This is a genomic window from Rhizobium sp. 10N427 (assembly GCF_056394605.1).
Genome location: NZ_JBFTID010000003.1, coordinates 101016 through 127999, shown reverse-complemented (window position 1 = coordinate 127999; position 26984 = coordinate 101016). Strand labels below are relative to the sequence as shown.

The window sequence follows — 26984 nt, the reverse complement described above, 5'->3', positions numbered from 1 at the left end:
GCTCGCATTTCTGCGAGCCTTCTATTTTTGGAGAAGACGGATCTTGGATGCCCTTGGCCTGAGCGCGGAAGAATGGACGGCGATCATGCTCAGCCTTCGCGTCTCCATCGTGGCGATGATCGCCAGCCTGCCTTTCGGCATCGGCGCAGCGCTGCTGCTCGCCCGCGGCCGCTTCTACGGCAAGTCGATTCTGAACGGCATCATCCATCTTCCGCTCATCCTGCCCCCTGTCGTCACAGGCTTCATCCTTCTCGTCCTGTTCGGCCGACGTGGGCCGATTGGCAGCCTGCTCGACCAATATCTCGGCATCGTCCTCTCCTTCCGCTGGACGGGCGCTGCGCTGGCCTGCGCGGTGATGGGCTTCCCGCTGATGGTGCGCAGCATTCGCCTCTCCATCGAAGCGGTCGACCGCAAGCTCGAAGAAGCGGCAGGCACTCTCGGCGCAAGTCCGCTCTGGGTATTCCTGACTGTTACCCTACCGCTGACATTGCCTGGCATCATCGCGGGAATGATCTTGTCTTTTGCAAAGGCCATGGGCGAGTTCGGCGCCACGATCACCTTCGTCTCGAACATCCCCGGCGAAACCCAAACGCTGTCCGCCGCGATCTACACCTTCACGCAGGTGCCGGGCGGCGATGCCGGCGCCTTCAGGCTGACGCTGGTAGCCGTCGCCATCTCCATGGCGGCGCTACTGGCATCCGAATACATGGCCTATCTCGCCGGCCGGAAAGTGGATCCGGCATGACACTGACCGTTGACGCCCGCCACCGCCTCGGCGCCTTCCGACTCGACGGCGCCTTCATCTCAGAGAACGGCGTGACTGCGCTCTTCGGCCGTTCCGGATCCGGCAAGACCTCGATGATCCGTATCATCGCCGGCCTGACACGCCCGGAAGAGGGCAGGGTGCTTCTCGATGGCGAACCGTTGACCGATACTGCCAAGGGCATCTTCGTTCCGCGTCACCGCCGCCGCTTCGGCTATGTCTTTCAGGAGGCGCGGCTTTTCCCGCATCTGAGCGTCCGCAGCAACCTCACCTATGGCCGCTGGTTCGCGCCGAAAGCCGGGCGCGCGGATAATTTCGATCGCATCATCGACATGCTGGGGATCGAGCCGCTGCTGACTCGCGCACCGGCAAAACTCTCCGGCGGCGAGAGGCAGCGTGTGGCAATCGGCCGGGCACTGCTGTCTTCCCCGCGCCTGCTTCTGATGGACGAGCCGCTGGCAGCGCTCGATGAAGCACGCAAGGCCGAAATCCTGCCTTACCTCGAGCGTTTGCGCGACGAGACGCAGATCCCGATCGTCTATGTCAGCCACTCGATCGCCGAGGTCGCCCGCCTGGCGAACCAGGTCGTCGTCATGCGCGACGGCAGGGTGGAAGCAATCGGCAGCGCCGCCGACATTCTGAGCCGGCCATCGGGAAGCGAAGGGCGGCGGGAGGCCGGCGCGCTTCTGGAGGGGACGGTCGCAAGCGTCGACCCGAAACACCAGCTGGCGACGGTGACACTGAAGACAGGCGAGCTGCAGGTACCGAGTGCCGCGGCCGAGCCGGGCAAGCGGGTGCGCATCCTGATCCCGGCCCGCGACGTCATGCTGGCGACTGCGAAGCCCGAGGGCTTGAGCGCCCTCAACATCATTGTCGGAACCATCCGCGAACTGGCGCCTGCCGACGATGGCACGGTCGAGGTTCAGGTCGATTGCGGCGGCGATGTCATCCTGTCGCGCATCACGGCACTGTCGGTGGAGAAGCTCGCGCTGGCGCCCGGAAAGTCTGTTTTTGCCGTGATCAAGACGGTTGCGCTGCAGCCCTGATCATTTCGTGGCGCCATCGGTGGGGCTGCGGTTTCCCTCAAGCCAGGCAAGGTCGCTCGCCAGCGTTACGCGAACCGTTTCCTCCATGCGGCGGAAACGGGCAAGCAGCTCTTCCCCGAACGGCGTCAGTGCAGCACCGCCACCCTTCTGCCCACCGCGCTGCGATTCGACCACCGGCTGCTTGAACATGCGGTTCATGTCGCTGACCAGCAGCCAGGCGCGCCGGTAGGACATATCCATCGCCCGGCCGGCGGCCGAAATAGAGCCGGTCTCACGGATATGCTCCAGAAGCTCCATCTTGCCGCGCCCGAGCCGGTCCTCGTGCGGAAAGCTGATGCGCAGCACTGGAATGAGATTGGGTCTCGCAGGATCAGGCATGAAGTCAGTATTTTCCGAATGAACCGCTGCACTTTACGCGTGGCGTTGGCCGCTGTACACAGCCGCCGGAAATACCGGCCTGTCATAATTGTTGATCGCGCAGACAAGTCTTCGCGCCATGAAACCACGGCCGTGTCTTGAAAGATTAATTGTTTGATGCCTATCTTAACTATGATTTGGAACGCCCAAATCAGTTGATGTGCATGTCTGTTATTCCAGGAAAGGGAAAGCACTGACAACAGTACACGCCAAGGGAAGAACGCTCGCCGTTATCCCGAAGAGCCCGGAACGTGGCGCCGATGCCGCTGCCCGCGCCCTGCAAGCCGTCCTCGTGAGCCTCGAGGACTCGAAAGCTGAAGATATCGTCACCATCGACATTGCTGGGAAATCTGCGCTGGGCGACCATATGGTCGTTGTCTCAGGGCGATCGACCCGTCATGTCATGGCGATCGCAGACCATCTCCTCTCCGACCTCAAGGACGACGGCTTCGGTGCCGCGCGTGTCGAAGGCCAGGATGCAGGCGATTGGATCCTGATCGACACCGGCGATATCATCGTGCACGTTTTCCGCCCCGAAATCCGTGAGTTCTACAACATCGAAAAGATGTGGGCTGCTCCGGACCTGGACGAGGAAACGCTGCACTAACAGGCGCCACGCCTTCACCGGCGCCTGATACGCGGCATGCAAGCAAGGCCGGAAACATTGGACACCGGCCAGCAGGCCGGTTTTGCGTTCTTCGGAATGCTGAACAGGAGCGGGTGACATGCGTATTGGTCTTTTTGCCGTGGGGCGGCTCAAATCCGGCCCTGAGAAGGATCTTGCGGCCCGTTATTTCGACCGTTTTTCCAAGGCGGGCCCGGCGGTCGGCCTCGAATTCTCCCGCGTTGCCGAAGTGGCCGAAAGCCGCGCCTCGAATGCCGAAACGCGCAAGCGCGAGGAGGCGGGGATGCTTTTGAAGACCCTTCCCGAAGGCGGCGTCCTCATTCTGCTCGACGAGCGCGGCAAGGCGCTCGACAGCGAGGCTTTCGCCAACGCCCTCGGCACCTATCGCGACAATGGCAAACGCGATCTGACCATCGCCATCGGCGGCGCCGACGGGCTGGATCCGGCGCTCTACGACAGGGCCGACATGACGCTCTGCCTCGGCAAGATGACATGGCCTCACCAGATCGTCCGCACCCTGATCGCCGAGCAGCTCTACCGCGCCGTTACCATTCTTTCCGGGCATCCCTATCACCGCGTCTAAGGGTCACGCAGCCGTGTTATCAGGCGTGCCGATCTTTCTGGTCAAAGCCGCCAAATCAGCTTAGTCTCCGCGCGATTTTGAGAGTTGCCCCGAACACGCATGACAAGAAGCGCCCGCAAGCGAACGAGCCTGATTTTGCCTCTGCTTGCGGCCGGCATTGCTGCGACAAATCCACCTTCCGCTTTGAGGATGGAGGCGCAAGCGCAGGACGCCCCCGCCCAGAATGTGCAGGACGCCGCCCCCGCTGCCGCAGCACCGTCTCCGCAGGCCGTCACGCCACCGCCTGACCCCGCCGCCGAGCTGGCGAGGAAGCGCGATCAGACGCGCGCAGAGCTCGATGCACTGTCGAAGACGATCAATCTTTCGTCAGATAAAGTGAACGAGCTAGAGAAGAGCATCGCCGATCTCGACAAGAGCAGTTCGAGCATCCGTCAGGCACTGATCGACTCCGCCGCCCGCCGCAAGACGCTGGAAAAGCAGATCCTCGAGAGCGAGAAGAAGCTCGCCGATCTGGGCGTCAAGGAAGATGGCATCCGCCGCTCACTGCACGACCGCCGCGGACTGCTTGCGGAAGTACTGGCGGCCCTTCAGCGCATGGGCCGCAACCCGCCACCGGCGCTGCTGGTCACTCCCGACGACGCCCTCGCTTCGGTTCGCAGCGCCATCCTGCTCGGTGCTGTCGTGCCGGGAATGCGCAAGGAAACCGATAGGTTGGCGGCCGATCTCAACAATCTCGCAGCTCTGCAGACCGGAAGCGCCAAGGAGCGCGCCGGTCTGACGGCGACGATGACCAACAGCATCGAGGAGGAGCGCCGTATGGATCTCCTGCTCGCCGAAAACGACAAGCACAGCCGCAGCAGCGCTGCCGAACTCGACGCCGAAAAGAAGCGCTCGGAGGAGTTGGCAGGAAAGGCGACGACGCTGGAAGGCCTCGTCGCCTCGATGGAATCGGAAATCTCTTCCGTGCGCGAAGCCGCCGAAGCTGCACGGCGCGAAGAGGAAAATCGCAAGCTCCTGACCGATGAACAGCGAGCCCAGGCGAAGGCTCTGGCGGACAGCGGAGTGCCCGATAAAAACCGCATTGCGCCCGCATATCCGTTTGGAGAATTGAAGGCGAAATTGGAGCTGCCCGTGGCGGGCGATATTCTGCGTCAGTTCGGCGATGCCGACGGCACCGGCCACGAGGCGATGGGCATGACGCTGGCGACCAATCCGGACTCGGTGGTCACCGCACCTGCCGACGGACTGGTGGTTTTTGCCGGCGCTTTCCGCAGTTACGGCCAGATGATCATTCTCGATACAGGCGACGGATACCACCTCGTTCTATCCGGCATGGACACGATCAGCACCCGCCAGGGCAAGTTCGTTTTTGCCGGTGAGCCGCTTGCGGCAATGGGCGCGAAAAGAGTGGCAAGCGCGACAGCATTGGCGCTGGAAACAAACCGGCCAACGCTTTACATTGAATTTCGAAAGGACGGTAAACCGGTCGATTCCCGGCCGTGGTGGACCGCCAAAGACACTGGAAAGGCACGCAATGATTCGTAGGGCTTCTCTTGTTCTGGTCGGCGCATTGATGGGTGCGACCGCGATGAGCGTCATTTATTCGGCCGGCGTGCCTGCCGAGGCGGCCGGTGCTTCTACCTACAAGGAGCTCTCGGTATTCGGCGATGTCTTCGAACGTGTCCGCGCCCAATACGTGACGCCGCCGGCTGAAGACAAGCTGATCGAGAATGCCATCAACGGCATGCTCTCCTCGCTCGACCCGCATTCCAGCTACATGAATGCCAAGGACGCCGAGGATATGAGCACCCAGACGAAGGGTGAGTTCGGCGGCCTCGGCATCGAAGTGACGATGGAAGACGAACTCGTCAAGGTCATCACGCCGATCGACGATACGCCTGCCGCCAAGGCCGGCGTTCTCGCCGGTGACTATATTTCGGAGATCGATGGCCAGTCCGTTCGCGGCCTCAAGCTCGAGGACGCCGTCGAGAAGATGCGCGGCGCCATCAACACCCCGATCAAGCTGACACTGATCCGCAAGGGCGCCGACAAGCCGATCGAACTGACGATCGTTCGCGATGTCGTTGCCGTCCAGGCCGTGAAGTCCCGCGTCGAGGATGATGTTGGCTATCTGCGCATCATCTCCTTCACCGAGAAGACCTATCCGGATCTCGAGAAGGCGATCACCAAGATCAAGGAAACCGTTCCTGCCGACAAGCTGAAGGGTTATGTCCTCGACCTGCGTCTTAACCCGGGCGGTCTGCTCGATCAGGCGATCAAGGTATCGGACGCCCTGCTGCAGCGCGGCGAGGTGGTGTCTACCCGCGGCCGCAATCCGGATGAAACCCGCCGCTTCAATGCCGGCCCGGGCGATCTGACGGATGGCAAGCCGGTCGTCGTGCTGATCAACGGCGGTTCGGCCTCGGCTTCGGAAATCGTAGCCGGCGCCTTGCAGGATCTGCGCCGCGCGACCATCCTCGGCACCCGCTCCTTCGGCAAGGGTTCCGTCCAGACGATCATCCCGCTGGGCGAAAACGGCGCGCTGCGTCTGACGACGGCACTCTACTATACGCCGTCGGGCCGCTCGATCCAGGGCACCGGCATCACGCCTGATATCAAGGTCGAAGAGCCGCTCCCTGATGATCTGAAGGGCAAGATGGTGACCGAGGGCGAATCCAGCCTGCGCGGCCACATCAAGGGCCAGAGCGAGACGGATGAAGGCTCGGGCTCGGTCGCCTATGTGCCGCCGGATCCGAAGGACGACGTCCAGCTGAACTACGCACTTGATCTGCTGCGCGGCAAGAAGACCGATCCGGCCTTCCCGCCGAACCCGGACAAGGCGGTTTCCGCAAAGTAATTGAGAAAACATCAGGCCGGAGTAACATCCGGCCTGATGATTCTGACTGTTTCCCGGTTTTGGGGCGGGCGAGGAAATTGGGAACGGATTTGCATGCACCACTCGGCCAGAACCGTAAACCTGGCCCGAAGCGGCCAGGTATCCTGCGGATCGGCCGGATCATCGCCAGCCTTTGCCTGATCGGCATCGGCGGCTTTTCCCTCTATACGGCAATGCGCGATGACGGCCTGCAACAGCCGAAACCGGCGCCCGAAACGCAAGCGGCTTCACCCGCCACAGATGCGGTCCCGACACCAGCGACACCGGATCAATCGACCGCCAACGGCATGACGCGTTCCGATCCGCATTCCGGCGCCAATGTCGAGAAGATGGTGACGGGTGACGGCTCTGTCGTCACCAAATACAGCCCACGCCCGCGTGACGGCGACGGCCCTGCTCTGATCGACGCGACCCAGGTCGGTCAGGATCCGCGTATGGCCGCCATGCCGAATGACAGCCTTCTGGAAGACTCGCCCTTCGGCCGTCTGCCAATCATCGGCCCGGATGGCCGCAGGCCGATGGATCAATATGCGCGGCCCTGGTCCGGCGCACGCGGCACTCGAATTGCCATTGTCGTCAGCGGCCTTGGTCTCAGCCAGACGGGCACGCAGCGCGCTATCAAGGAACTCCCCGAGGAAATCACCTTCGCCTTTGCAGCCAGCGGCAACAGCCTGCAGCGCTGGATGCAGGACGCGCGGCGAGGCGGGCACGAAATCCTCATGCAGGTTCCGCTTGAACCATTTGATTACCCGGCAAACGATCCGGGGCCGGAAACGCTGCTGACATCGAAACCGCCCGCCAAAAACGTCGAAAACCTGCACCGCGCCATGGGCGAGATCACCAACTACACCGGCATCATGAACTATCAGGGCGGCCGCTTCCTCTCCAATCCCGATGCGATGGAGCCTGTGATGCGCGATATTGGCAAGCGTGGCCTGCTGTTCCTGGATGACGGTTCCTCGGCACAATCGAAGACCGAAGCCGTCGCCAAGGGAACCGAGCTTCCCTATGCGTTTGCCGATCTTCAGCTTGACGGCCAGCTCGATGTCAACGCGATCATGCAAAAGCTTGACGAGCTGGAACGCATCGCCAAGCGCAACGGTCAGGCGATCGGCGTTGCCTCTGCCTTCGACGAAAGCATTGACGCCATCTCCAAGTGGAGCGAAGAAGCCGCCATGCGCGGCATCGAGATCGTCGGTGTCGCCGCGCTGGCAAACGACCCTAGGAAGCCGTGAGGAAACCTGATGAGCAAGGCGCCGATCACCGCAGATGGCCTGCCCTACCGCCCCTGCGTGGGCGTGATGATCCTCAACCGTGAGGGACTGGTTTGGGCCGGACGGCGCATTCCAATCGGAAATTCCGAGTATGACGGCTCGGCGCAGCTCTGGCAGATGCCACAGGGCGGCATCGACAAGGGCGAGGATCCGCTGGAGGCTGCCTATCGCGAGCTCTATGAAGAGACCGGTATGAAAACCGTCTCCCTGCTCGGCGAGGCGAAGGATTGGATCAATTACGACCTGCCGCCGCACCTGATCGGCATCGGCCTGAAGGGCAAGTTTCGCGGCCAGACCCAGCGCTGGTTTGCCTTCCGCTTCGAAGGCGACGACAGCGAAATCGCCATCAACCCGCCGCCGGGCGGCCATGAGCCGGAATTCGATGCCTGGGAATGGAAGCCGATGGCCGAGCTGCCGGATCTGATCGTAACCTTCAAGCGTAAGGTCTATGAACAGGTCGTTGCGGAATTCACGCATCTGGCAGGATTGAAACCCGCGGAATAAAGCGCACAGGCGGCGCAATACTTCTCAGGAAGCTTCGCTTTTGCCGGCAGCGGCGCACCATGCCGCGTGCATCGCCAGTATCGAAACGGCATGGAAGCGTGAAGGCGCCAGCATCTCGGAAAGCCGTTACGGCTCCGTCAAAGCCTATGAATATGAGTATCCTAGCCCAAAAGTAGCAAACCCCGCCAGAAACTGGCGAGGCTTGTCAGTATCTGACACCGCTTTCGCGGCTGTTTCGGGGCTCAGTGACCTTCCGCGTCGTTGGCGGAATCGGCGTTCAGCTGGCCGTACTTGGCTTCGCCGATCTTTCCGAGCAGTTCGAGCTGGGTTTCGAGGAAATCGATATGACCTTCCTCGTCCATCAGCAGCTCTTCGAATAGCTTCATGGAGACGTAGTCGCCGGCGTCATGACAGATGTCGCGGGATTTCTTGTAGGCCGTGCGGGCGTCGTATTCGCCGGCAAGATCGGCTTCCAGCACTTCCTTGACATTCTGGCCGATGCGAAGCGGCGCCAGTGTCTGGAGGTTGGGATGGCCTTCGAGAAAGATGATACGTGCGACGAGACGGTCGGCGTGATGCATCTCTTCGATGGATTCGGCCCGTTCCTTCTTGGCAAGCTTGGTGTAGCCCCAATCTTCGAGAAGGCGGTAGTGAACCCAATATTGGTTGACTGCACCGAGTTCGAGGAACAGTGCCTCGTTAAGCCGCTCGATGACTTTTTTGTCGCCTTTCAATGTCCGCTCTCCTGTTTTCTTCATGGAAATTCTTCAGGCGGGACATGAAATCAAATATTTCGTCTTCCGTCGAGTGGCGACGGGCGTGATAGTCCTCGGTGGTCTGGATGATGATATCCACGACGTTTGGAAAACAGCCGCAACAACGACCGCGTTTCTCCATGGCGTGATAGACTTTCGCAGGCACGATAAGCTGCCAACAGTCCTCATCGAGAAGGCTGTTGATAACCTCCCGGATTTCTTTGTCGGTTATGTAATTGCAGCTGCAGACGAGCACGTCATCATTCCAAACATGACATTCACTATCGTGTTTTCTGCTAAAGAAGATGGTGGCTGTCAAGAAAAAATCGACACCCATAAACCGTCGTCGAAGACCCAAAATGTCACATCGGCGTGAGCAAAAGGCGGCGCTCCGGCATATCGATTTGTTCTTGCAGGATTTTCCGGCTTCAATGGAAATTGCGGCCCCGCGGCATCACTTTGGCAGTTTCTCCGGTGGCTGGCTCCCGCGTCCGGTCGAGCATCCGTTTTTCCAAGACCGCCCGTTCGAGATTTGTCATGATCTTCTTCTGCCGCTGATCGACAGTGGGCCGTAACGCTTCATCCGAGCGGTCGCTGGCGCCAAAACGCCGCGCTTCCTGCTGCAGAATACCAAGAGCCGGCGTCATGTCCTCGATATGCTCGACCACGGTATGGATCACACCGCTCTGGCTCTGAAGCTTCCCGCGGATTTTTACCAGCCGCGCACCCATGATGATGGCACGATACTTCTCGAAAACCGCTGGCCAGACGATGGCATTGGCCACCCCTGTCTCATCCTCCAGCGTCATGAAGACGACGCCCTTGGCAGAGCCCGGACGCTGACGGACAAGGACGAGGCCGGCAATCGTCACCCGCCTGCCATTCTCGACCTGCAGCAGGTCGACATTGCGCCAGATGCTAGCCTTGCTGAATTCCTCACGCAGGAACGAGACGGGATGCGCCTTCAGCGACAGGGACAGATAGCGGTAATCCTCGATGACCTGCTCTCCAGGCAGCATTTCAGGCAGGTTTGTCTCCGGTTCGATCTGAAGATCATCTTCAGCTGCACGCTCGAACAGCGGCAACCTCTCCGCCGCGCTCTGCGCATCCAGAGCCCGAACAGCCCACAGCGCCTCACGCCGCGAAAGCCCTATGGATCCGAAGGCATCGGCATCGGCAAGCCGCTCGATATCGGTTTTCTTCAGGCCTGATCGCCGCCAGAGATCGTGGATCGAACGATAGCCTGCGCCACGCTGCGCCACCAGTCGCCGCATCGAATCTTCAGAAAGGCCTTTTATCTGCCGGAATCCGAGGCGGACGGCCCGCTTGGATCGAATGACGCTGCGCATCGCGGCATGACGAAAATCGATCCGGCGCCGATCAAAAACCGCCGCCTCCAAGAGACAATCCCAATCCGAGCGATTGATATCGGCTTCGCGGATCTCGACACCATGCTCTCGCGCATCGCGCACCAGCTGCGCCGGTGCATAGAAACCCATCGGCTGCGAGTTCAGCATCGCTGCGCAAAAGACGTCAGGATAGTAAGCCTTCATCCACGAGGAGGCGTAAACGAGTAGGGCAAAGGAGGCCGCATGGCTTTCGGGGAAGYCGTACTCCCCAAAACCCTTGATCTGGTTGAAGCACTGCTCTGCAAATTCCTTGGGATAAGTCTTGGCAACCATTCCCTCGATGAACCGGCTTTCGAAGTTCCCGATCGTTCCTGTGCGCTTGAACGTCGCCATGGCTCGTCGCAGCTTGTCGGCTTCAGCCGGTTTGAAGCCCGCCGCGGTGATGGCGATCTGCATCGCCTGTTCCTGAAACAGGGGAACGCCGAGCGTCCTCTCCAGCACCGGTTTCAGCTCCTGGCTTGGATACTCGATCTTGACACCGCTTTTGAACTGCTCGCGCCGCTTGAGATAGGGATGCACCATATTGCCCTGGATCGGCCCCGGCCGGACGATCGCCACTTCGATGACCAGATCATAGAACCGATCCGGCTTCAGTCGTGGCAGCATGCTCATCTGCGCCCGGCTCTCGATCTGGAAGACACCGAGCGTATCGGCCCGGCACATCATCTCATAGACGGGCCTGCCCTCATCGCCATGTTCCCTGTTGCCGAGATCGGCAAGGGTCTTCCTGACCTCATAGTGATCCTCAAGAAGCGTGAAAGCCTTGCGCAGGCATGTCAGCATGCCGAGCGCCAGGACGTCCACTTTCAGTATCCGGACATTATCCAGATCATCCTTGTCCCACTCGATCATGTAGCGGCCGGGCATCGCCGTTTTCATGATCGGCACGATTTCGTCGAGCCGGTCACGCGTGATAACGAAGCCGCCGACATGCTGGGTCAGGTGCCGCGGAAAGGACAGAAGCTCGGAGGCATATTGCAGCACATTCCGGGTCATCGGATCGAACATGTCGAGACCGGCAGCCTTCGCCTCGCGCTCGGAGAGGCTATCGTCCGACCATCCCCAGACCAGGCTACCAATTGCCGACTGCACGTCTTCCGAAAGCCCGAAAGCCTTCGCCACTTCGCGCCCTGCCGAGCGCGTCCGGTAGGTGGTCACCCCCGCCGTCAACCCGGCATGGTTTCGTCCATAGGCCTCGTAGATGAACTGGATGACCTCTTCGCGCCTGTCATGCTCGAAGTCGACATCGATATCCGGTGGCTCGTCACGATCCATGGAAATGAACCGGTCGAAGAGCAGGGTGCTTTTTTTAGGATCGACTTCCGTGATCTCCAGACAATAGCAGATGACCGAATTGGCCGCCGAGCCTCGTCCCTGGCAGAGGATATTCCTCTGGTAGCGTGCGTAATGAACGATCCTGTGAACCGTCAGAAAGTAGGCCGCATAGTCTTTCTGTCTGACCAGATCGAGCTCGTAGTCGATCTGGTCCTGGATTTTTTCCGGCACCGCTTCTGGATGATACCGCTTGATCGCACCTGCCCGCGTCAGTCGGTCCAGCGTCTCATATGCCGTTTCCCCCGGCGCATTTTCTGCCGGATAGTTATGGCTGATCTCGTCCAAGGAAAATTCAAGCCCGGCAAAGAACCTGCCGGTATTCTCGATCGCTTCGGGATAGTTTCTGAAGAGCCGAGACATCTCCCTGTTGTCTTTGAGATAACGCTCGGCGTTCGGAGCCAGAAGAAAGCCAGCCTTGGGGATCGCCACGTGCTCGCGAATGGCCGTCACGACATCGGACAGGGGTCTGCGGGTTCTGTCGTGATAGAGAGGCTGATTGGTCGCGATCAACGGAACACGGTTTTCCGCCGCCACATTCGCGAAAGTCGCAAATGTCAGCGCATCATGGCCGTTATAGGAAGGGGTCAGGGCCAGAAACAGGTTTGCACCAAACCGTTCCTTGAGGCGTCCAAGGCAATCCGAAAACTGATCCCTGCGGGCAGAGGCATTGAGAATGGTGGGGGAAGGAACGGCAGCCAGCATCATGCAGTCGCCCCATTCCATCATATCCGCCTCCTCCAGCAGACACGTCCCTTTGACAGATCCGTCCTTCAGGTTTCCGGCGCTCAGAAGCCGGCAGAGATGCGCCCAGCCCTGCCGGTTCTTGGGATAGGCCAGGATGTCGGGCGTCTGATCACAAAAGACCAGGCGAGCGCCCGGCTGGAAAGGAACGGGCTGCAGAATATCCTCCGCCTTTTCATCCTTTTCCAGCTCGCCCGCCAGCTTCCGTTCATACTTGCCGCGGAAAACCTTCGTCTGGGCATAGGCGCGCACGACACCAGCGACTGAATTCCGGTCAGCGATCCCGATGCCAGAAAGGCCGAGAATGGCCGCCTGAGTGACGATCTCCTCGGGCCTGGAAGCCCCTTCCAGGAAGGAGAAGTTCGTTCTCGCGCCGATTTCGAAAAAGGCCGGTGTCATGCGAAAACTCCATGCATGAACCATTGCGGCATATCCGGCCCGTAACGACCTTCGCGATAGATCCAGAAGCGATAGCCTTGCTCGTCCTCGACGCTGAAATAGTCACGCTCCTTGGCATCCACGCCATCGATCCACCATTCCATGGCAATCCGCTCCGGACCTTCGCTTTTCAGGATACGATGCCGGATACGCCGCCAGCGAAAATGCGCCGGAGCGCCATCTGGAACTTCGGCAGCAAAGGCCTCCATCGGTTCGGGCATGGCAAGCAGCCGAACGGGTCTTTCGCCCCTTGCCATCGGAACAGCCAGCTCTTGAGGCGATTTGTTCAAGGTCTCGATCGCCGAAACGGCAAAGACCGCACGTTCCGGAACATGACTTTCACGCTGTTCGAAACGGGTCAGGCATTCCTCGCCAAGACGGGCCGAAACCTTGTCCACGAACCCGGCAAGTGAGATCGACGTCTGCCGTTCTCCCTCGAAATCATCCTGTTCGTTTTGGAAGTTTTCATGCCTGAGAACATTGATCCGCAGGATCTCGAAACCATAGCCGGCATCGAGATCATCGTGAATTGCTGTCAGCCGCTCGCAGAACAGGCTGGCAATGCGCTGCGGATCACGCAACGGCCGGGAGGTACCGGCAGAAATTCGAAAGACACAGCCATCCACCCGGAACAACACCAGCTCGAAGACCCGTCCGCCGATGCCTTGCGTCTCAAGCGAAGGCTGCAACGCATGCGCAACCTGACCTGCAAGAAGGAGAATGTCCTCTTCGGCCGTGATCGCCTCGGCAAGCCGCCGCTCCGCCGAAAGGCTGGCAACAGGCAGGCGGGGAGAAACGGGCTCCTCATCCAGGCCCAGCGCCTGATCAAGCCGCAAAAGAACAAGTGCGCCGAAGCGGCGGGTGAGCGGCGCGCGTGGCGCCTGCATGAGATCGCCGATATAGCGGAGGCCGAGTTTCTGAAGGGCTGCAACGACAGGCGCATCGAGGCGGAGCGCGGTGACCGGCAGAGGTTCGAGAACAGCACCCGCCTCATCCTCTGCAATCACCCCGCCTTCGCCAAAGCGGCTGACGGCCCAGGACAGCCCGGGCGACGAGGAAATCGCACCACCCACATCCAGGCCCATCTGATGGAGCCGCAAGAGGATATCCTTCAGCATCGCCCTTTCACCGCCGAAAAGATGAGAGCAGCCGGTAATATCGAGAAACAGCCCGTCCTTGCCGTCGAGGGCGACCAGCGGCGTGTAGCGGTCGCACCAGTCGGCGATCGCATCCAGCAAGCGCCGGTCGGCAGCAGCATCCTCCTCGATGACGTCGATGACCGGATGAATGGCGCGGGCTTCGGCAACGCCAAGCCCTTTCCTGAGACCAAGTTTTTCCGCCTTTTCATCAAGCGCCGTCAGCCGCATCGTATTGTCGGACCGGCCCGAGCAGACGATCGGCGCCGCGTCAGGATGCCCTTTCGAACGCCACGAGAGACCCCATCTCTTGCGGGCGATCCTGTCCGTGGAGAGATGCGGAAAATGCAGCGCCAGAATGCGCTGCGAGCTCGCCTGGAAAGCGAGTGACGGCTGATTGTTCGACGGGGAGAAACTGGCGGTCATGGGGGTTCCACTCCAGGAAGAGGGAGAGGGGGGCCGGATTGCGGCTCTTCTCCAGGGTGAGATGAAAAACCGGATTGCCGATGCTGCCGCCCAGCATCGAACCATCCGGCAGAGGCCGTTCCCGCGCGGGCGCAGGTTCGGCAAGAAAGCGGACATGGGCACTGCTTGCCTCTTCCTCCCCTGATTGCCGCAGCAGCAGGAGAGAGCGGCCAGCCGATTTTGCCCTGAGATGAAAGCGCCGGCTCTCGGCAAGGCCGAAGGATTTCGGATTGCCGCGAATTTCCAGGATCGTCGTGATGAAAGCGCCACTTTCCAGAGCCGCCTCCGCAAGCCAGAGCGCATCCTCCAGCTTGCGCGGACTTGCATGCAGAAAGAGCTCCGGCCGCAATCCGAAATCCTTGAGCCCCACCGCATAGGGCATACCGGCCTCGATCGATCCGACCTTGTCGGCGATCCAGAGAACGGGATTTTTTTCCTCGGCCTTGTGCTGCAGCGCTGCCGCGAGCGCCAGAGCAAAGCCGCTGCTAACGCCCGCATCACGAAACATCCGGGTGCGGATTTCAATCAAGGCATCGAGCGGCAAGCCGCCTTCGAGGGCCACGTCCAGCTGCGGAACGCCGAAGGAAAATTGTGGTGCCTTCCCCTTCTTTCGTGGCACATCTCCAGCAGCCACAGCTTCCTGCTCCGCTGCCGCAAGCGCCGGAACCGGTTTGCCCTCAAGCTTCGCAATGGTTTCGCGGAGCGCAAAAAGCCGCTCGCGCGTCACGGCCGTCTGTGCCATGACGTTCGCTCCAAGTCAGAATTGTTCCTGTTATGTTCTTATGGATTCCAGAGCTGTCAGAAAGAGTCAACAGCCATTTGATGTGAATTTATTCCTGCCGTTGATTCCACACTCGAAAATCCTTCGCAAAGGTTCTATATGGGCGGCAAAGAAAGGGGTTTTTGATGGCCCGCATAGACCAGAGCGAGGATTGGCGTGATCGCCATGCACCGACGCTCAGCTCATTTGAATCGCTGGCGATGGAGGCCTACAGCCACCTGCCGGACGAATTTCGTTCTCTGACCGCCAATCTGACGATCGAGATCGAAGATTTTCCTGATGACGACGTTTTCGAGGATATGGCGCTGGAAACGCCCTTCGATCTGCTCGGCCTTTTCGAGGGCCGGGGCATTTCGGAACGGTTCACGATGGAAACCGGCGAACTGCCGAACCGCATCCGCCTCTACCGCCGTCCGATCCTCGATTACTGGGCCGAGAACGACGAGACGCTCGGCGATATCATCACCCACGTCCTCATCCACGAAATCGGCCACCACTTCGGCCTCAGCGATGACGACATGGAGCGGATCGAAGAAAGCGCCGAAGAAGCAGCCGACCGATAGGTATTACTGCTCGGAGAGCTTCATATCCGGGTGGTAGTCCTTGCCTTCGACGTCCTTGACGATCGCCTGGGCGGCGATGATCTGCTTGGTCTCGGCGTTGAAGGTGACCGAGGGAGAGCCCTGCAGCGACCAGCCCTTGTTGAGGGCATCGGTGACGCGGTGGCAGAAGGCGGCATCGTCCTGGCCGGTCAGAAGGCGGTAAAGCTTCATGTCATGATTTCCGTTCAGCAATGAGGCGGGATTTATGAACCAGACTTTCCGCCTGGACAAGATGCAGGCGCTCGATCATCCGGCCGTTTGAATTGATGACGTTGAGGCCATCGGTCGCAGGATCGGCAAAGGCAGCAATGATCTCCCGGGCTTCGCGGATCGCCGCCTCGCCGGGTGCAAAATGCCGGTTGGCGGCATCGATCTGCGCCGGATGGATCAGCATCTTGCCGTCGAAGCCCATGGCCCGTGCTTGCGCGCATTCGGCCTCGAAGGCATCTGTATCCTTGAAATCGTTGAAAACGCTATCGATCGCATCAAGGCCGTAAGCCCGCACCGCGAGGATCACCTGCATCAGCCACGGCACCAGATAGGTCCGCCCCGGCTGCGGCAGCACGCCGGTTTCCTTGCGCAGGTCGTTGAGGCCGACGACGAAGCAATCGAGCCTCGAGCCGGCGGTGCGCCCGAATTCGGCGATCGCCGCGCTGTTCAGGATACCCCGCGGCGTCTCGATCATCGCCCAGATCCGGAGCGTATCAGGCGCGTCGGCATCGCCAAGCATGTCACTGATCGCCATGACATCCTGCGGCTCGCTGACCTTCGGCAGAAGCACCGCATCCGGCTCAAGCGTGCGCACCAGCTCCATATCGGCAGGGCCGAAGCCGGAAGAGAGAGCATTGATGCGGATGATCCTCTCTTTGCCTTCGAGCGCTGGGCCAGCAAAGAAAGCCTTCAGGTTTTGCCGCGCCTCATCCTTCTTTTCCAGTGCAACCGAATCTTCCAGATCGAAGATCACGGCATCGCAATCCAGCACATGGGTCTTCTCCAGCGCGCGGGCATTGATCGCGGGAACGCTCAGCACAGAACGGCGCAGAGTAAAGGAACGGGCAGGGGAATTTGGGCTCATCACGAATGTGTGCCAAGCTTTGTGAAGGCTGACAAGACAACAAAAAGCCATGCTTGCCTTGCAAGGAGGGAAATCAAGGACCACATTCCTTTCGAAGAGAGGTCTAGAATTATGCAGAATATCCGTTCCATCTTCCTCATGCTGGCAGGCGTCACCGTATTCGTGGCGCTGGCGCTGTTCACCTTCTCGGTCACGCTCGCCGTCGGCGGCATCCTGACCGTACTGATGGTTGGCCGCGCAATGTCGCTGAAGATGAAACCGGCTCCGGTGCGCGCCAAGGCCCAAACCCAGCAGCGCGAAATGCGCATCTGGAACGATGGCCGCGGCACGATCATCGATCTCTGATTTCAGAGCCAGCTTAAGCCTTCACGAAAAATTCTTCGGGGCGCTGTCGGCGCGCGTGTGATCTCTACGTCCTTGAGACGGACGGCTACGATGCCGGACCTTCAAAATCAGGAGACGGAGGAAAGAATGAGCACGACGGAAAACGCACCCGCCAAGATGCCGCCGGTCAAGAATGGCCTGCTGCCCTATCTGACTGTGGATGGCGCTCTCAAGGCTGCGGAATTTTACAAGAAGGCATTCGGCGCCGAAGAGGCCTATGTCGTTCCGGCCGACGAAAAGGGCCGGACGATGCATGTGCATCTCTATATCAATGGCAGCTCGCTGATGCTGTCGGATGCCTATCCCGAATATGGCCATCCCTTCAAAGGTCATGAAGGCTTCGCCATCCAGCTTGTCATTGACGATATCGATGCCTGGTGGAACCGCGCGGTCACTGCCGGCGCCGAAGTCATCATGCCGATCGAGCTGATGTTCTGGGGCGACCGCTACGGCCAGTTGCGCGATCCCTTCGGCGTCATCTGGGGTCTGAACGAGGCATCGAAATAGCCGCCCATGCGATGCGGCAGGCTGCGCGAAACGCCGCGCAGCCGCCACTTTGGAAAGATTCTCCTTCATTTTGGCAAAAAACTGGACTAGATGCTGATCAACGAAAGTACATCCGCTGAATTTGGAGCCTAGGTCATGGATAAATTCGTGAAGCTCACCGGCGTTGCCGCGCCCCTGCCCGTCGTCAACATCGACACGGACATGATCATCCCGAAGGACTATCTGAAGACCATCAAGCGCACCGGCCTTGGCAAGGGTCTCTTCGCCGAAGCCCGCTACAACGAAGACGGCACGGAAAATACCGATTTCGTGCTCAACAAGGCTGCTTACCGCGACGCCAAGATCCTGGTTGCCGGCGACAATTTCGGCTGCGGCTCTTCGCGCGAACACGCCCCTTGGGCGCTGCTCGATTTCGGCATCCGCTGCGTCATTTCCACTAGCTTCGCCGACATTTTCTACAACAACTGCTTCAAGAACGGCATCCTGCCGATCAAGGTCAGCCAGGAAGATCTCGACAAGCTGATGGACGACGCGTCGCGCGGCTCCAACGCTATTCTGACCGTTGACCTAGAAAATCTCGAGATCACCGGCCCGGATGGCGGCTCGATCAAGTTCGATCTCGACGCGTTCAAGCGCCACTGCCTGCTGAACGGCCTCGACGATATCGGCCTGACCATGGAAAAGAGCAAGGCAATCGACAGCTTCGAAAAGCAGAACAGCGCTTCGCGCCCCTGGGCCGCCTGAGGCATCGGAAACGACGGACAAAAAAGCCGGGCTCTCGCCCGGCTTTTTTCATTTTGATTAGAGAAACCGCTCTTTCCAGACCTTGAGCTTGTCGAGCGAAACGCCGATACCGCCGCAGACTTCGATCAGCGGATTTTCGAAGCGCGACAGCAGACCGGCATGCACATCGGCGACCGCAAGTGCGGCCCCGCAGGCGGGCTCGACGAGAATACGGTGCGCATCCGCAAATTTCAGGCAGGCAGCAACGGCTTCCGCATCGGTCACCGTCACGCTTTCGATCGGATGATGGCTGGGCAGATCGAAGACATGCTGCGCCACCTGCCGCGCACCTAGCGAATTGGCAATCGAGGTGATGGCGGACAGGGTGATGCGCTCTTTCGCCTTCAGCGCCTCATGGAAGGAAGCAGCCCCTTCGGTTTCGACGGCAATCACAGGCACATTATCAAGACCATTGCGCTTCAACCCGGCAACGATACCGGCAAGCAGGCCACCGCCGCCGACGCTGACGACGACGCAGTCGAAGCGGTTTCCTGAGGAAACAACCTCATCAATCAGCGTTCCATGCCCTTCCCAGAGCAGCGGATGGTCGAAGGGATGAACATAGGCGGCATTCCGGGCTTCGGAGAGTTTGATCGCATAGGCGTTCGCCTCATCGAAGACGGAGCCGTGAACCAGAACGGAAGCCCCGGCCGCCTCGATCAACTGCCGAACTTCGGCGGATGTCGTCTCCGGCACGACAATGGTCACGGGCACGCCGAGCGCCCGCCCGGCAAAGGCCGCCGCGATCCCGGCATTGCCGCCCGATGCGCAGAAGATTTCCTTCGCACCATTCTCCACCTCATGCTGGCAGAGCCTGCTGACGCCGCGCATCTTGAAGCTTCCGGATGGCTGCAAGGCATCGAGCTTCAGCCATAGCGGCTTGCCGCTGGCGCTGTAATCGGCGGCGCTACGCAGGAGAGGGGTGTTGAGATGCAATGGGGACGGGGACATTCTGAATTCCATTTCTTGAAACCTGACGGTCTTCTTGGCCCGGAGACAAGCAGGGGTCAACACTTCGCTGCCGGCCGGTACCGCGGCAAACCGTACCGATTCGGCCTCTCCCTTGCTTGAAATGCCGATTTCCGGGGTCTAAGAAGCCGCAGCTTGTTTTTCCTTCGGAGGGTTTCATGACAGCGCGCAATCTTTTCCTGCTGCCGGGCGACGGCATTGGTCCTGAAGCCATGGGCGAAGTCCGCAAGATCATCGCCTACATGAACGAGGAGATGAAATCAGGTTTCGTGACCGACGAAGGCCTCGTCGGCGGCTCGGCCTATGACGCACATGGCCAGGCAATCTCGGAAGCCGACATGCAGAAGGCGCTCGCCGCCGATGCCGTCCTCTTCGGCGCCGTCGGCGGCCCGAAATGGGATGCCGTTCCCTACGAAGTTCGTCCGGAAGCTGGCCTGCTGCGCCTGCGCAAGGATCTGGAACTCTTCGCAAACCTTCGCCCGGCGATCTGCTACCCGGCACTCGCTTCCGCTTCCTCGCTGAAGCCGGAGCTGGTCGAAGGCCTCGATATCCTCATCATTCGCGAACTGACCGGCGGCGTCTATTTCGGTGAGCCGAAGGAGATCATCGATCTCGGCAACGGCCAGAAGCGCGGCATCGATACGCAGGTCTACGACACCTACGAAATCGAACGCATTGCCGGCGTGGCCTTCGAAATGGCCCGCACTCGCCAGAACCGCGTCTGCTCGATGGAAAAGCGCAACGTCATGAAGTCTGGCGTCCTCTGGAACCAGGTGGTGACGGCAACGCACAAGGAAAAATATTCGGACGTCCAGCTCGACCATATGCTGGCCGATGCCGGCGGCATGCAGCTCGTCCGCGCGCCGAAGCAGTTCGACGTCATCGTCACCGACAACCTGTTCGGCGACATGCTCTCCGACGTTGCCGCCATGCTGACCGGTTCGCTCGGCATGCTGCCGTCGGCTTCGCTCGGCGCGCCTGATGGCAAGACCGGCAAGCGCAAGGCGCTTTACGAGCCGGTTCATGGCTCGGCCCCTGACATTGCCGGCAAGGGCATCGCCAACCCGATCGCCATGATCGCCTCCTTTGCCATGTGCCTGCGTTACTCCTTCAACATGGTCACTGAAGCCGACAACCTCGAAAAAGCGATCGCCAACGTTCTCGACAAGGGCATCCGCACCGGCGACATCATGGCCGACGGCTGCAAGCAGGTCGGCACCATCGAGATGGGCGCGGCAATCCTTGCGGAATTCAAGGCGCTCTCGGCCTGATATTTCACGTGAAACGCTTTTCAAGGCCCTTCGCGCAGCCGCGCGGAGGGTTTTTTCATTGAAGCTGGCGCCTCGTCTCCCTATCTCCCCCGTGCCAACGACGAAGGGACAGAATGAGCGACACCGCCGGACCGAAGCCAGGCTGCAGGGCCTATCTGAAGAAGCGCTACGAAGCGCGGCGCACGATCCACCGGCGGGTTCCCTGGAAGGCCTTCGCGCTCTTCGCCATCAATGCCGTCGCCATCGCCTTCTTCGTCTTCGACCGGCCGCTGGGCCAAGCGGTAAAGAGCCTTTCGCCGCCGCTCGTCTCGTTTGCAGGCGACGTCACCGATATCGGCAGGCTCGCCTGGATTCTTGCCGGTCTGCTGACGATCCTGGTTACCAGCTACGTAGTCCGCCGCCGCCTCTGGAAGGTGCGCAGGCGATTCCGCATGGCCTATTTCGGCCAGATGGCCGCCTATCTCGGCCTTTCCGTCATTCTGGCCAGCGCAATCGCCAACCCGCTGAAATTCCTGATCGGCCGCGCCCGGCCGCTGCTTTACGAGCAGGAAGGCATCTTCAGCTTCACGCCCTTCAGCTGGGATTTTCTGCACCAGAGCTTTCCGTCCGGGCATTCGGCCAATATTGGCGCGCTATTCATGTCTCTGGCGCTGCTCTTTCCGCGCTTCCGGCTGGTGTTCATCGGCATCGGCCTCTGGCTCGGCGCGACGCGCGTCATCATCGGTGTCCACTATCCAAGCGACGTCGCCGCCGGATTGGCGCTCGGCGCATGGCTTGCCTTCGCCCTGTCGATTGCTTTCGCCCGTTTCGGCCTCGTCTTCTCAGTCGGCCGTGAAGGCTGGCCGATACCGCGGCTCAGCCGTCTGATCTGACCGCCTTCGTAAAAAAACTGTCGCCACCCGATGCTACCGTCGCACCGTTCTCGATATTGATTTTTGAACGGATCGAATTGGATGCAGGCGATACTTTCTTCGCTCGACAGGCGCTGGCGGCGCAGCACCTGCCGGATGCCGCAACTGCGCTGGCAGACCTGCCTGTTCATCACCTTCAATGCCGTTCTGCTCTCCATGCTGCTGCTGGATGGTCCGGTTGGTGCCGGGCACGTGCCGCCCGCCATGCGCCGCCTCGGCCGTATCCTCACCGATTTCGGCACATCGGGCTGGATCATCATCACCAGCGCCTTTCTCTTCTTCGAAGGCCTTGCAGCCCTTCGCGTCGTCAGATCGCTGCGCACCCGCATTCAAGCGCTGCAGATGTGCTGGATCGGCGCCTATCTGCTGATCTCCATCGCGCTCTCCGGCATCCTCGCCAACATCCTCAAGCGGGTGATCGGCCGCGCCCGGCCGCAGCATTTCGACGACTACGGAATCTTTTCCTTTTTGCCCTTCTCCGGACATGCAGCCTTCGAAAGCTTCCCTTCGGGACATGCGACGACGATCGGCGCCTTCTTCGCCGCGCTATCGCTTCTCTTTCCCCGATACCGCGTCGTTTTCCTCGCCTGTGCCCTATGGCTCGGCATGACCCGCGTTATGGTCAGCGCTCACTATCCTAGCGACGTAATTGCCGGACTGGCGCTGGGTGGCTGGTTCTCGTTGATGATCGCCATCGTCTTTTCGCACTACGGCGTGCTCTTCAAGCTCGCTGACGGCTGGCCCGCTCCGAAACGGCTGCTCCGCGCATAAAAAACCCGGCGCCTTTTGAGCGCCGGGTCCATCATCTCAATCCATCCGATCTTAGTCGGCGTGGATATCGCGGTTCTTGGTTTCCGGCAGGAACAGCAGGCCGATGACCAGCGTGATGCCTGCGAAGACGATCGGATACCAGAGACCGTAGTAGATATCGCCGGCGGCCGCGCTCATCGCGAAGGCTGTTGCCGGAAGCAGACCGCCGAACCAGCCGTTGCCGATATGGTAAGGCAGCGACATGCCGGTGTAGCGGATACGGGTCGGAAAGAGTTCGACCAGAAGCGCTGCGATCGGGCCGTAGACCATCGTTACGTAGAGCACGAGAACGAAGAGTACGGCGATCGTACCGATCCAGTTGACGCGTGCCGGATCAGCCACCATGGCGAAGGTGCCACCACCAGCGACCGTATAGACCGCCATCTCGGTGACGCCGTTCGCTTCCTCAGCCGTCAGCAGCTTGCCAGCGACCAGCTTGTCGGCAGGCATGGTTTCCTTCTCGCCGGCGCGGATCGTCTCGGCGTTCAGGTTGAGCTCCGGGTTAGCCGCGATAAAGGCATCGAGCTTGGAATCCGGAACCTTGGCGGCACCGCGGTTCAGCGGATAGCCGGCATCGTGAAGCGCAATGTTGGTGCTCTTCTCGAAGGCTGCGGTCATGCCCTTGGCCTTGTCGCCAGCGGCGATGACGTCGAAGCTGGTGATGGTGGCATCGCTGATCTTGACCGTTGCCGGCTGTCCGGCAGGGCCGGGTACGACATCGTAAGGCACGGAGTTCTTGGTCAGGAACGCCGTTGCCACGTCGCAGGAGCTGGTGAACTTCGACGTACCGGTCGGGTTGAACTGGAACTTGCAATCTGCCGGATCGGCGGTCACCGTTGCGCGGATCGAGGCCTGTGCCTCATAGAGGGCCGGATTGGCCATATAGGTCATCGCCTTGAACAGCGGCTGGTAGGTGATGGCGGCGATAAGCAGACCCGCCATGATGATCGGCTTGCGGCCGATCTTGTCTGAAAGCGAGCCGAAGACGACGAAGAACGGTGTCGCTAGGATCAGCGCGATCGCCACCATGATATTGGCTGACTGCAGATCCACCTTCAGAACGTTCTGCAGGAAGAACAGCGAATAAAACTGGCCGCCGTACCAGACGACAGCCTGCCCCATCGTTGCGCCGAGCAGCGCGATGATAGCGATCTTGGCATTCTTCCAGGTGCCGAAGGCTTCCGTCAGCGGCGCCTTCGAACCCTTGCCCTCCGCCTTCATCTTCTGAAAGGCCGGAGATTCGTTCATCTTCAGACGAATCCAGACCGAAACGCCGAGCAGCAGAATGGAAACCAGGAACGGAATGCGCCAGCCCCAGGCCGCGAACGCCGTCGTACCGAGTATCTGCTGCACACCGATAATGACGATCAGCGACAGGAAAAGGCCGAGCGTTGCCGTCGTCTGAATCCAGGATGTGAAGTAGCCGCGGCGGCCATTCGGCGCGTGTTCCGCGACATAGGTCGCAGCACCGCCATATTCACCGCCGAGTGCCAGACCCTGCAGCAGGCGAAGCACGATCAGGATGATCGGAGCCGCGATGCCGATGGTCGCCGCACCCGGAAGGATACCGACGAGGAAGGTCGAGAAACCCATGATCAGGATCGTGACGAGGAAGGTGTATTTGCGTCCGACGAGATCGCCGAGGCGACCGAAGACCAAGGCGCCGAACGGACGGACCAGGAAGCCTGCCGCGAAGGCAAGAAGCGTGAAGATGTTGCGCGTGGCTTCGGGATACTGGGTGAAGTAGGTGGCGCCGATATAGGTTGCGAGCGCACCATAGAGATAGAAATCATACCATTCGAAGACCGTACCGAGCGACGAGGCGAAGATGACCTTCCTTTCCTCGCCAGTCATCGGACGGGCTTTTGCGCTCTCGGCGCTTGCGATATTTGCCATTGTCTGTCCTCCACAGAATGATGAGCAGCAAGGCGCGTCCCAAACTCTCCTCAAAGTATGCCCCTGGACGCGGCTCACCTGCGAAGAGTGTGGCAGAAAAGAATTCGGATAAAGAGAGCGGCTTTGGGATTATGACTTTAGTCTAACGTGTTTGCAAAGCTTCGCGTAGCAGCCTGCATTATCACGCCCTGAGGGCTTCCGCCGGAGATTGCCGGTAGGCCAGAATCGCAGGCAGTGCAGCAAGAACGGCGCCAAATGCAATCAGCACCCCGGCCAGCATCAGGTCGGCCCGGACAAAGCCCACCGGCATGACAATACCGCTGCTGGCGCTGAAGAAACCGGAAAGCAGAGACGCTGCGCAATAGCCCAGCGCAAAACCGCCCGCGATGCCAAGGGCGATCAGCGCAAAGAACTCACCCCAGACAATACCGAAGATGGCCAGGCGCGGCGCGCCGAACGCCCTGAGCGCTCCGATCTGGCGGCGGCGCTGGCCGATATGGATGACGGTCACCAGGATCAGCGATGCGGCGACCAGCCCCTGTGCGCCGGCTGCCACCGCGACCAGAATACGCTTCGCATCGCCAAGCGTTGCGTAGAGGTTGGTCAGCACTTCGCCCGGAAAGACCGCGACCGTGTTGCCGCTGCGATAGTCCTGCCGCAGCTTGTAGGCATCTGCGATCGACTTCGGCTTGACGAGAACGGCGGGCAGGCCAGGCAAGTCGCCGGACCAGCGATCATCAAGCGCACGGTCATCCGCGTGATCGTGGTCCTCAGCGGCGGAATCACCGGATTCAAGGCCATGGATATGCCAGACAGCCTGGATCGGCACCAGGATCGCCCGGTCCCAGGCGGTCCCGGTCGGCTTCATGCGGCCTGTCACGCGATAGGCGATTTCAGTATGGGTATGACCGCCGGTCTCAACAGAGCCATGCATCGGCTTGATCTCGAATTCGAGCGGCAAGCTGACCGCTGCGCCGACAACGGCTTCGTTCTCCGCGGCAAAGCCACGCCCCTCGCTGAACCCGCCGGAGAGATTGTCAGGCAGGGCCAGGCTGGTGCCGGCGATCGGATAGCCGGAAAAGGAATCGCCGAAGCCAATCGGCGAAACCCAGGCGACCCGCGGATCGGCAGTCAGCTTGGAAAGTATTCGGCCCGGCATCAGCGGCAAGGGCGAGGGCTGCAGGAAGACGGATGACAGCACAAGCTGAGTCTCGCTGCCGCCAGCGCCGATCACGAGATCGAACCTGTCGGCCGCCCGCGCACTGCCGAGCCGCAACGCCCGCTCCTGCAGGACGACAGCAACGCCGAGTGCCGTTGCCAGGGCAACCAGCAGGACCACGACGAGGGAGCCCGCCCAGAGGCGACGAAGATCGGCGGCGATGAACCGGATCATGCCGCCACCTCGTTGCTGAAGGCGTCTTCAACGATGCGTCCCGAGGACAGCAACAGGCGGCGGTCCATGCGGCCTGACAGATGCGGATCATGCGACACGACGATTAGCGTGCTGCCTTCCGCAATCGCCAGATCAAGCAGCAGGTCGCCGATGATGCGGCCGGTTTCGGCATCAAGGCTGGCGGTCGGCTCGTCTGCGACGATGACGCCCGGTTTGCGCAAAAGCGAACGTGCGATCGCCACCCGCTGCATCTCGCCGCGCGACATCGTCTCGATGTTCTGATTGGGCCGTGAAAGGCCGGTCCGCATCAGCAGTTCATGCGCACGCAGCACCATCTGAGCATCGGCAACACGCGACAGACGGGCGGGCAATAGAATGTTCTCGATGGCCGAAAGCCCTGGAAACAGATGAAAATCCTGCATCACGAGTCCGATGTTACCCGCTCTGAAGCGGTCGCGGTGGCTCTCGGACAAAGCGCAGATATCGTCGCCGTTCCAGCGGACGGATCCGAGCGCCGCACGTTCCAACCCGGTAATGATGTTGACGAAGGTGCTCTTGCCTGAGCCGGAAGCCCCGGTCACCGCAACCCGGCTGCCGGCAGACAGCGCGAGCGCGCCGATCTCAAGCGCCGGTGCGTTGAGTCCGCTGAACGTGACCGACAGATTGCTGATCTCGAGCGCCAGCATCAGACCGCCGAATATTCGGCCTGGCGCAGGCGCAGCAGGCTGACGAAGCCGGTTTCGGGATCGGTCCACGAGCCGTATTCCAGAATGCCGCGCACTTCGATCGTCTGGCTAGGCTGCACGAAGGTCTGCTTCTCGTCGAGATAGACGACGGCGATATTGTCGGGCCAGTCGGCATCAGACGAGCAGAATGGGCAGAGCGACATCGGAATTTCCGTTAGCACGAAAAACTGCGCTTCCGCTTTCAACGGCGGCGCCATGAAGCCGCGCATGCTGATTTGCCTGCCGGCGAGCGCCTTCACCTTCTCGGAAAATTCGAGGCCGAGAACGCCGAATTTCCCATAGAGTTCATCGAAGCTGAGCGTTGCGTCGGCAGCTTCGACACATCTTGCAGACATCAGCACCGGCAATGCCATCATCATACCGAAAAGGCTCCGGCGTGTGATCCTATGCATATCAAACTCCTTGCAAGTTCCCGGCCGCAGATCGGCGGCCGGGAAGATTACGCGGAAGAGGCGGTTCACCGCGCTCC

The 26984-nt window shown here is 60.4% G+C and carries 28 protein-coding genes; 15 read left to right on the top strand and 13 right to left on the bottom strand.

What is annotated here, in order from left to right; genetic code table 11:
* Window positions 1-43 precede the first annotated feature (43 nt).
* Together modB and modC are read left to right on the top strand one after the other, a co-directional pair.
* Entirely contained in the window at window positions 44-745 is a 702-nt protein-coding gene (gene modB, locus AC1DIJ_RS08090; RefSeq protein WP_112385947.1) for a molybdate ABC transporter permease subunit, read from the top strand.
* On the top strand, window positions 742-1809 hold the full coding sequence (gene modC, locus AC1DIJ_RS08085; RefSeq protein ID WP_112385948.1) for a molybdenum ABC transporter ATP-binding protein: 1068 nt from the start codon (window positions 742-744) through the stop codon (window positions 1807-1809). Before modB ends, modC begins: the two co-directional genes overlap by 4 nt.
* Here the strand turns inward: modC and AC1DIJ_RS08080 are convergent, their stop codons facing one another.
* Window positions 1810-2187, bottom strand: coding sequence for a winged helix-turn-helix domain-containing protein (locus tag AC1DIJ_RS08080; RefSeq protein ID WP_112385949.1), 378 nt, complete (start codon window positions 2185-2187; stop codon window positions 1810-1812).
* A gap of 199 nt (window positions 2188-2386) precedes the next feature.
* Between AC1DIJ_RS08080 and rsfS the strand changes: the two genes are divergently transcribed.
* The 6 genes from rsfS (at window position 2387) to AC1DIJ_RS08050 (ending at window position 8108) form a co-directional block, all read left to right on the top strand.
* Window positions 2387-2833, top strand: coding sequence for a ribosome silencing factor (gene rsfS, locus AC1DIJ_RS08075; protein ID WP_112385950.1), 447 nt, complete (start codon window positions 2387-2389; stop codon window positions 2831-2833).
* 118 nt (window positions 2834-2951) lie between these two features.
* Window positions 2952-3434, top strand: coding sequence for a 23S rRNA (pseudouridine(1915)-N(3))-methyltransferase RlmH (gene rlmH / locus AC1DIJ_RS08070; RefSeq protein ID WP_112385951.1), 483 nt, complete (start codon window positions 2952-2954; stop codon window positions 3432-3434).
* A gap of 129 nt (window positions 3435-3563) precedes the next feature.
* Complete coding sequence (locus AC1DIJ_RS08065) at window positions 3564-4979, top strand: murein hydrolase activator EnvC family protein (protein ID WP_477831385.1); 1416 nt, start codon at window positions 3564-3566, stop codon at window positions 4977-4979.
* Window positions 4969-6291, top strand: coding sequence for a S41 family peptidase (locus tag AC1DIJ_RS08060; protein ID WP_112385952.1), 1323 nt, complete (start codon window positions 4969-4971; stop codon window positions 6289-6291). The genes AC1DIJ_RS08065 and AC1DIJ_RS08060 overlap by 11 nt, the downstream gene beginning before the upstream one ends.
* Window positions 6292-6368: 77 nt before the next feature.
* Window positions 6369-7565: a divergent polysaccharide deacetylase family protein gene (locus AC1DIJ_RS08055; RefSeq protein ID WP_112385953.1), complete on the top strand. Its 1197-nt coding sequence runs from the start codon at window positions 6369-6371 to the stop codon at window positions 7563-7565.
* A gap of 9 nt (window positions 7566-7574) precedes the next feature.
* On the top strand, window positions 7575-8108 hold the full coding sequence (locus AC1DIJ_RS08050) for an RNA pyrophosphohydrolase (protein ID WP_112385954.1): 534 nt from the start codon (window positions 7575-7577) through the stop codon (window positions 8106-8108).
* Window positions 8109-8350: 242 nt separating this feature from the next.
* On the opposite strand, the gene bfr is transcribed toward AC1DIJ_RS08050, so the two are convergent.
* From bfr to AC1DIJ_RS08025, 5 genes are all read right to left on the bottom strand, one after another.
* Window positions 8351-8842 carry a bacterioferritin gene (bfr, locus tag AC1DIJ_RS08045; protein ID WP_148194370.1) on the bottom strand — a complete coding sequence of 164 codons (492 nt, stop codon included), beginning with the start codon at window positions 8840-8842 and terminating at the stop codon, window positions 8351-8353.
* Window positions 8808-9200, bottom strand: a complete 393-nt coding sequence (locus tag AC1DIJ_RS08040; RefSeq protein ID WP_112385956.1) for a (2Fe-2S)-binding protein — start codon at window positions 9198-9200, stop codon at window positions 8808-8810. The genes bfr and AC1DIJ_RS08040 overlap by 35 nt, the downstream gene beginning before the upstream one ends.
* Before the next feature lie 91 nt (window positions 9201-9291).
* The gene (locus AC1DIJ_RS08035) at window positions 9292-12747 is read right to left on the bottom strand and encodes an error-prone DNA polymerase (protein ID WP_477831368.1); all 3456 of its coding nucleotides are present in this window, start codon (window positions 12745-12747) and stop codon (window positions 9292-9294) included.
* A complete protein-coding gene (locus tag AC1DIJ_RS08030; protein WP_477831384.1) occupies window positions 12744-14183 on the bottom strand; it encodes a Y-family DNA polymerase in 1440 nt (479 codons plus the stop codon). The genes AC1DIJ_RS08035 and AC1DIJ_RS08030 overlap by 4 nt, the downstream gene beginning before the upstream one ends.
* 10 nt (window positions 14184-14193) lie before the next feature.
* Window positions 14194-15129: an ImuA family protein gene (locus tag AC1DIJ_RS08025; protein ID WP_477831367.1), complete on the bottom strand. Its 936-nt coding sequence runs from the start codon at window positions 15127-15129 to the stop codon at window positions 14194-14196.
* Between the two features lie 164 nt (window positions 15130-15293).
* Between AC1DIJ_RS08025 and AC1DIJ_RS08020 the strand changes: the two genes are divergently transcribed.
* Window positions 15294-15731, top strand: coding sequence for a metallopeptidase family protein (locus tag AC1DIJ_RS08020; RefSeq protein ID WP_112385959.1), 438 nt, complete (start codon window positions 15294-15296; stop codon window positions 15729-15731).
* Between the two features lie 3 nt (window positions 15732-15734).
* Here AC1DIJ_RS08020 and AC1DIJ_RS08015 read toward each other — a convergent pair whose 3' ends face one another.
* Window positions 15735-15941 carry a DUF1737 domain-containing protein gene (locus AC1DIJ_RS08015; RefSeq protein WP_112385960.1) on the bottom strand — a complete coding sequence of 69 codons (207 nt, stop codon included), beginning with the start codon at window positions 15939-15941 and terminating at the stop codon, window positions 15735-15737.
* A gap of 1 nt (window position 15942) precedes the next feature.
* Complete coding sequence (locus AC1DIJ_RS08010; protein WP_112385961.1) at window positions 15943-16845, bottom strand: HpcH/HpaI aldolase/citrate lyase family protein; 903 nt, start codon at window positions 16843-16845, stop codon at window positions 15943-15945.
* Between the two features lie 111 nt (window positions 16846-16956).
* On the opposite strand from AC1DIJ_RS08010, the gene AC1DIJ_RS08005 reads away from it, so the two are divergent.
* The 3 genes from AC1DIJ_RS08005 to leuD all read left to right on the top strand — a co-directional run bounded on the left by AC1DIJ_RS08005 (window position 16957) and on the right by leuD (window position 18480).
* Window positions 16957-17190 (top strand): hypothetical protein, encoded by a 234-nt coding sequence (locus AC1DIJ_RS08005; protein ID WP_112385962.1) that lies wholly within the window; start codon window positions 16957-16959, stop codon window positions 17188-17190.
* Window positions 17191-17316: 126 nt separating this feature from the next.
* The gene (locus AC1DIJ_RS08000) at window positions 17317-17736 is read left to right on the top strand and encodes a VOC family protein (protein WP_112385963.1); all 420 of its coding nucleotides are present in this window, start codon (window positions 17317-17319) and stop codon (window positions 17734-17736) included.
* A 135-nt stretch (window positions 17737-17871) separates the two neighbouring features.
* Complete coding sequence (leuD, locus tag AC1DIJ_RS07995) at window positions 17872-18480, top strand: 3-isopropylmalate dehydratase small subunit (protein WP_112385964.1); 609 nt, start codon at window positions 17872-17874, stop codon at window positions 18478-18480.
* A gap of 57 nt (window positions 18481-18537) precedes the next feature.
* On the opposite strand, the gene AC1DIJ_RS07990 is transcribed toward leuD, so the two are convergent.
* The gene (locus tag AC1DIJ_RS07990) at window positions 18538-19470 is read right to left on the bottom strand and encodes a pyridoxal-phosphate dependent enzyme (RefSeq protein WP_112385965.1); all 933 of its coding nucleotides are present in this window, start codon (window positions 19468-19470) and stop codon (window positions 18538-18540) included.
* A 176-nt stretch (window positions 19471-19646) separates the two neighbouring features.
* Between AC1DIJ_RS07990 and leuB the strand changes: the two genes are divergently transcribed.
* From leuB to lpxE, 3 genes are all read left to right on the top strand, one after another.
* Entirely contained in the window at window positions 19647-20759 is a 1113-nt protein-coding gene (gene leuB / locus AC1DIJ_RS07985; protein WP_112385966.1) for a 3-isopropylmalate dehydrogenase, read from the top strand.
* 113 nt (window positions 20760-20872) lie between these two features.
* Complete coding sequence (locus AC1DIJ_RS07980; RefSeq protein WP_112385967.1) at window positions 20873-21631, top strand: phosphatase PAP2 family protein; 759 nt, start codon at window positions 20873-20875, stop codon at window positions 21629-21631.
* 81 nt (window positions 21632-21712) lie between these two features.
* Complete coding sequence (gene lpxE, locus AC1DIJ_RS07975) at window positions 21713-22441, top strand: lipid A 1-phosphatase LpxE (protein WP_112385968.1); 729 nt, start codon at window positions 21713-21715, stop codon at window positions 22439-22441.
* 51 nt (window positions 22442-22492) lie between these two features.
* Here the strand turns inward: lpxE and AC1DIJ_RS07970 are convergent, their stop codons facing one another.
* From AC1DIJ_RS07970 to AC1DIJ_RS07955, 4 genes are all read right to left on the bottom strand, one after another.
* The gene (locus AC1DIJ_RS07970) at window positions 22493-24376 is read right to left on the bottom strand and encodes an MFS transporter (RefSeq protein ID WP_112385969.1); all 1884 of its coding nucleotides are present in this window, start codon (window positions 24374-24376) and stop codon (window positions 22493-22495) included.
* A 181-nt stretch (window positions 24377-24557) separates the two neighbouring features.
* Window positions 24558-25769, bottom strand: coding sequence for an ABC transporter permease (locus tag AC1DIJ_RS07965; RefSeq protein ID WP_112385970.1), 1212 nt, complete (start codon window positions 25767-25769; stop codon window positions 24558-24560).
* Window positions 25766-26455, bottom strand: coding sequence for an ATP-binding cassette domain-containing protein (locus tag AC1DIJ_RS07960; RefSeq protein WP_112385971.1), 690 nt, complete (start codon window positions 26453-26455; stop codon window positions 25766-25768). The genes AC1DIJ_RS07965 and AC1DIJ_RS07960 overlap by 4 nt, the downstream gene beginning before the upstream one ends.
* Window positions 26455-26907 (bottom strand): hypothetical protein, encoded by a 453-nt coding sequence (locus AC1DIJ_RS07955; RefSeq protein ID WP_112386072.1) that lies wholly within the window; start codon window positions 26905-26907, stop codon window positions 26455-26457. Before AC1DIJ_RS07955 ends, AC1DIJ_RS07960 begins: the two co-directional genes overlap by 1 nt.
* Window positions 26908-26984: the final 77 nt, after the last annotated feature.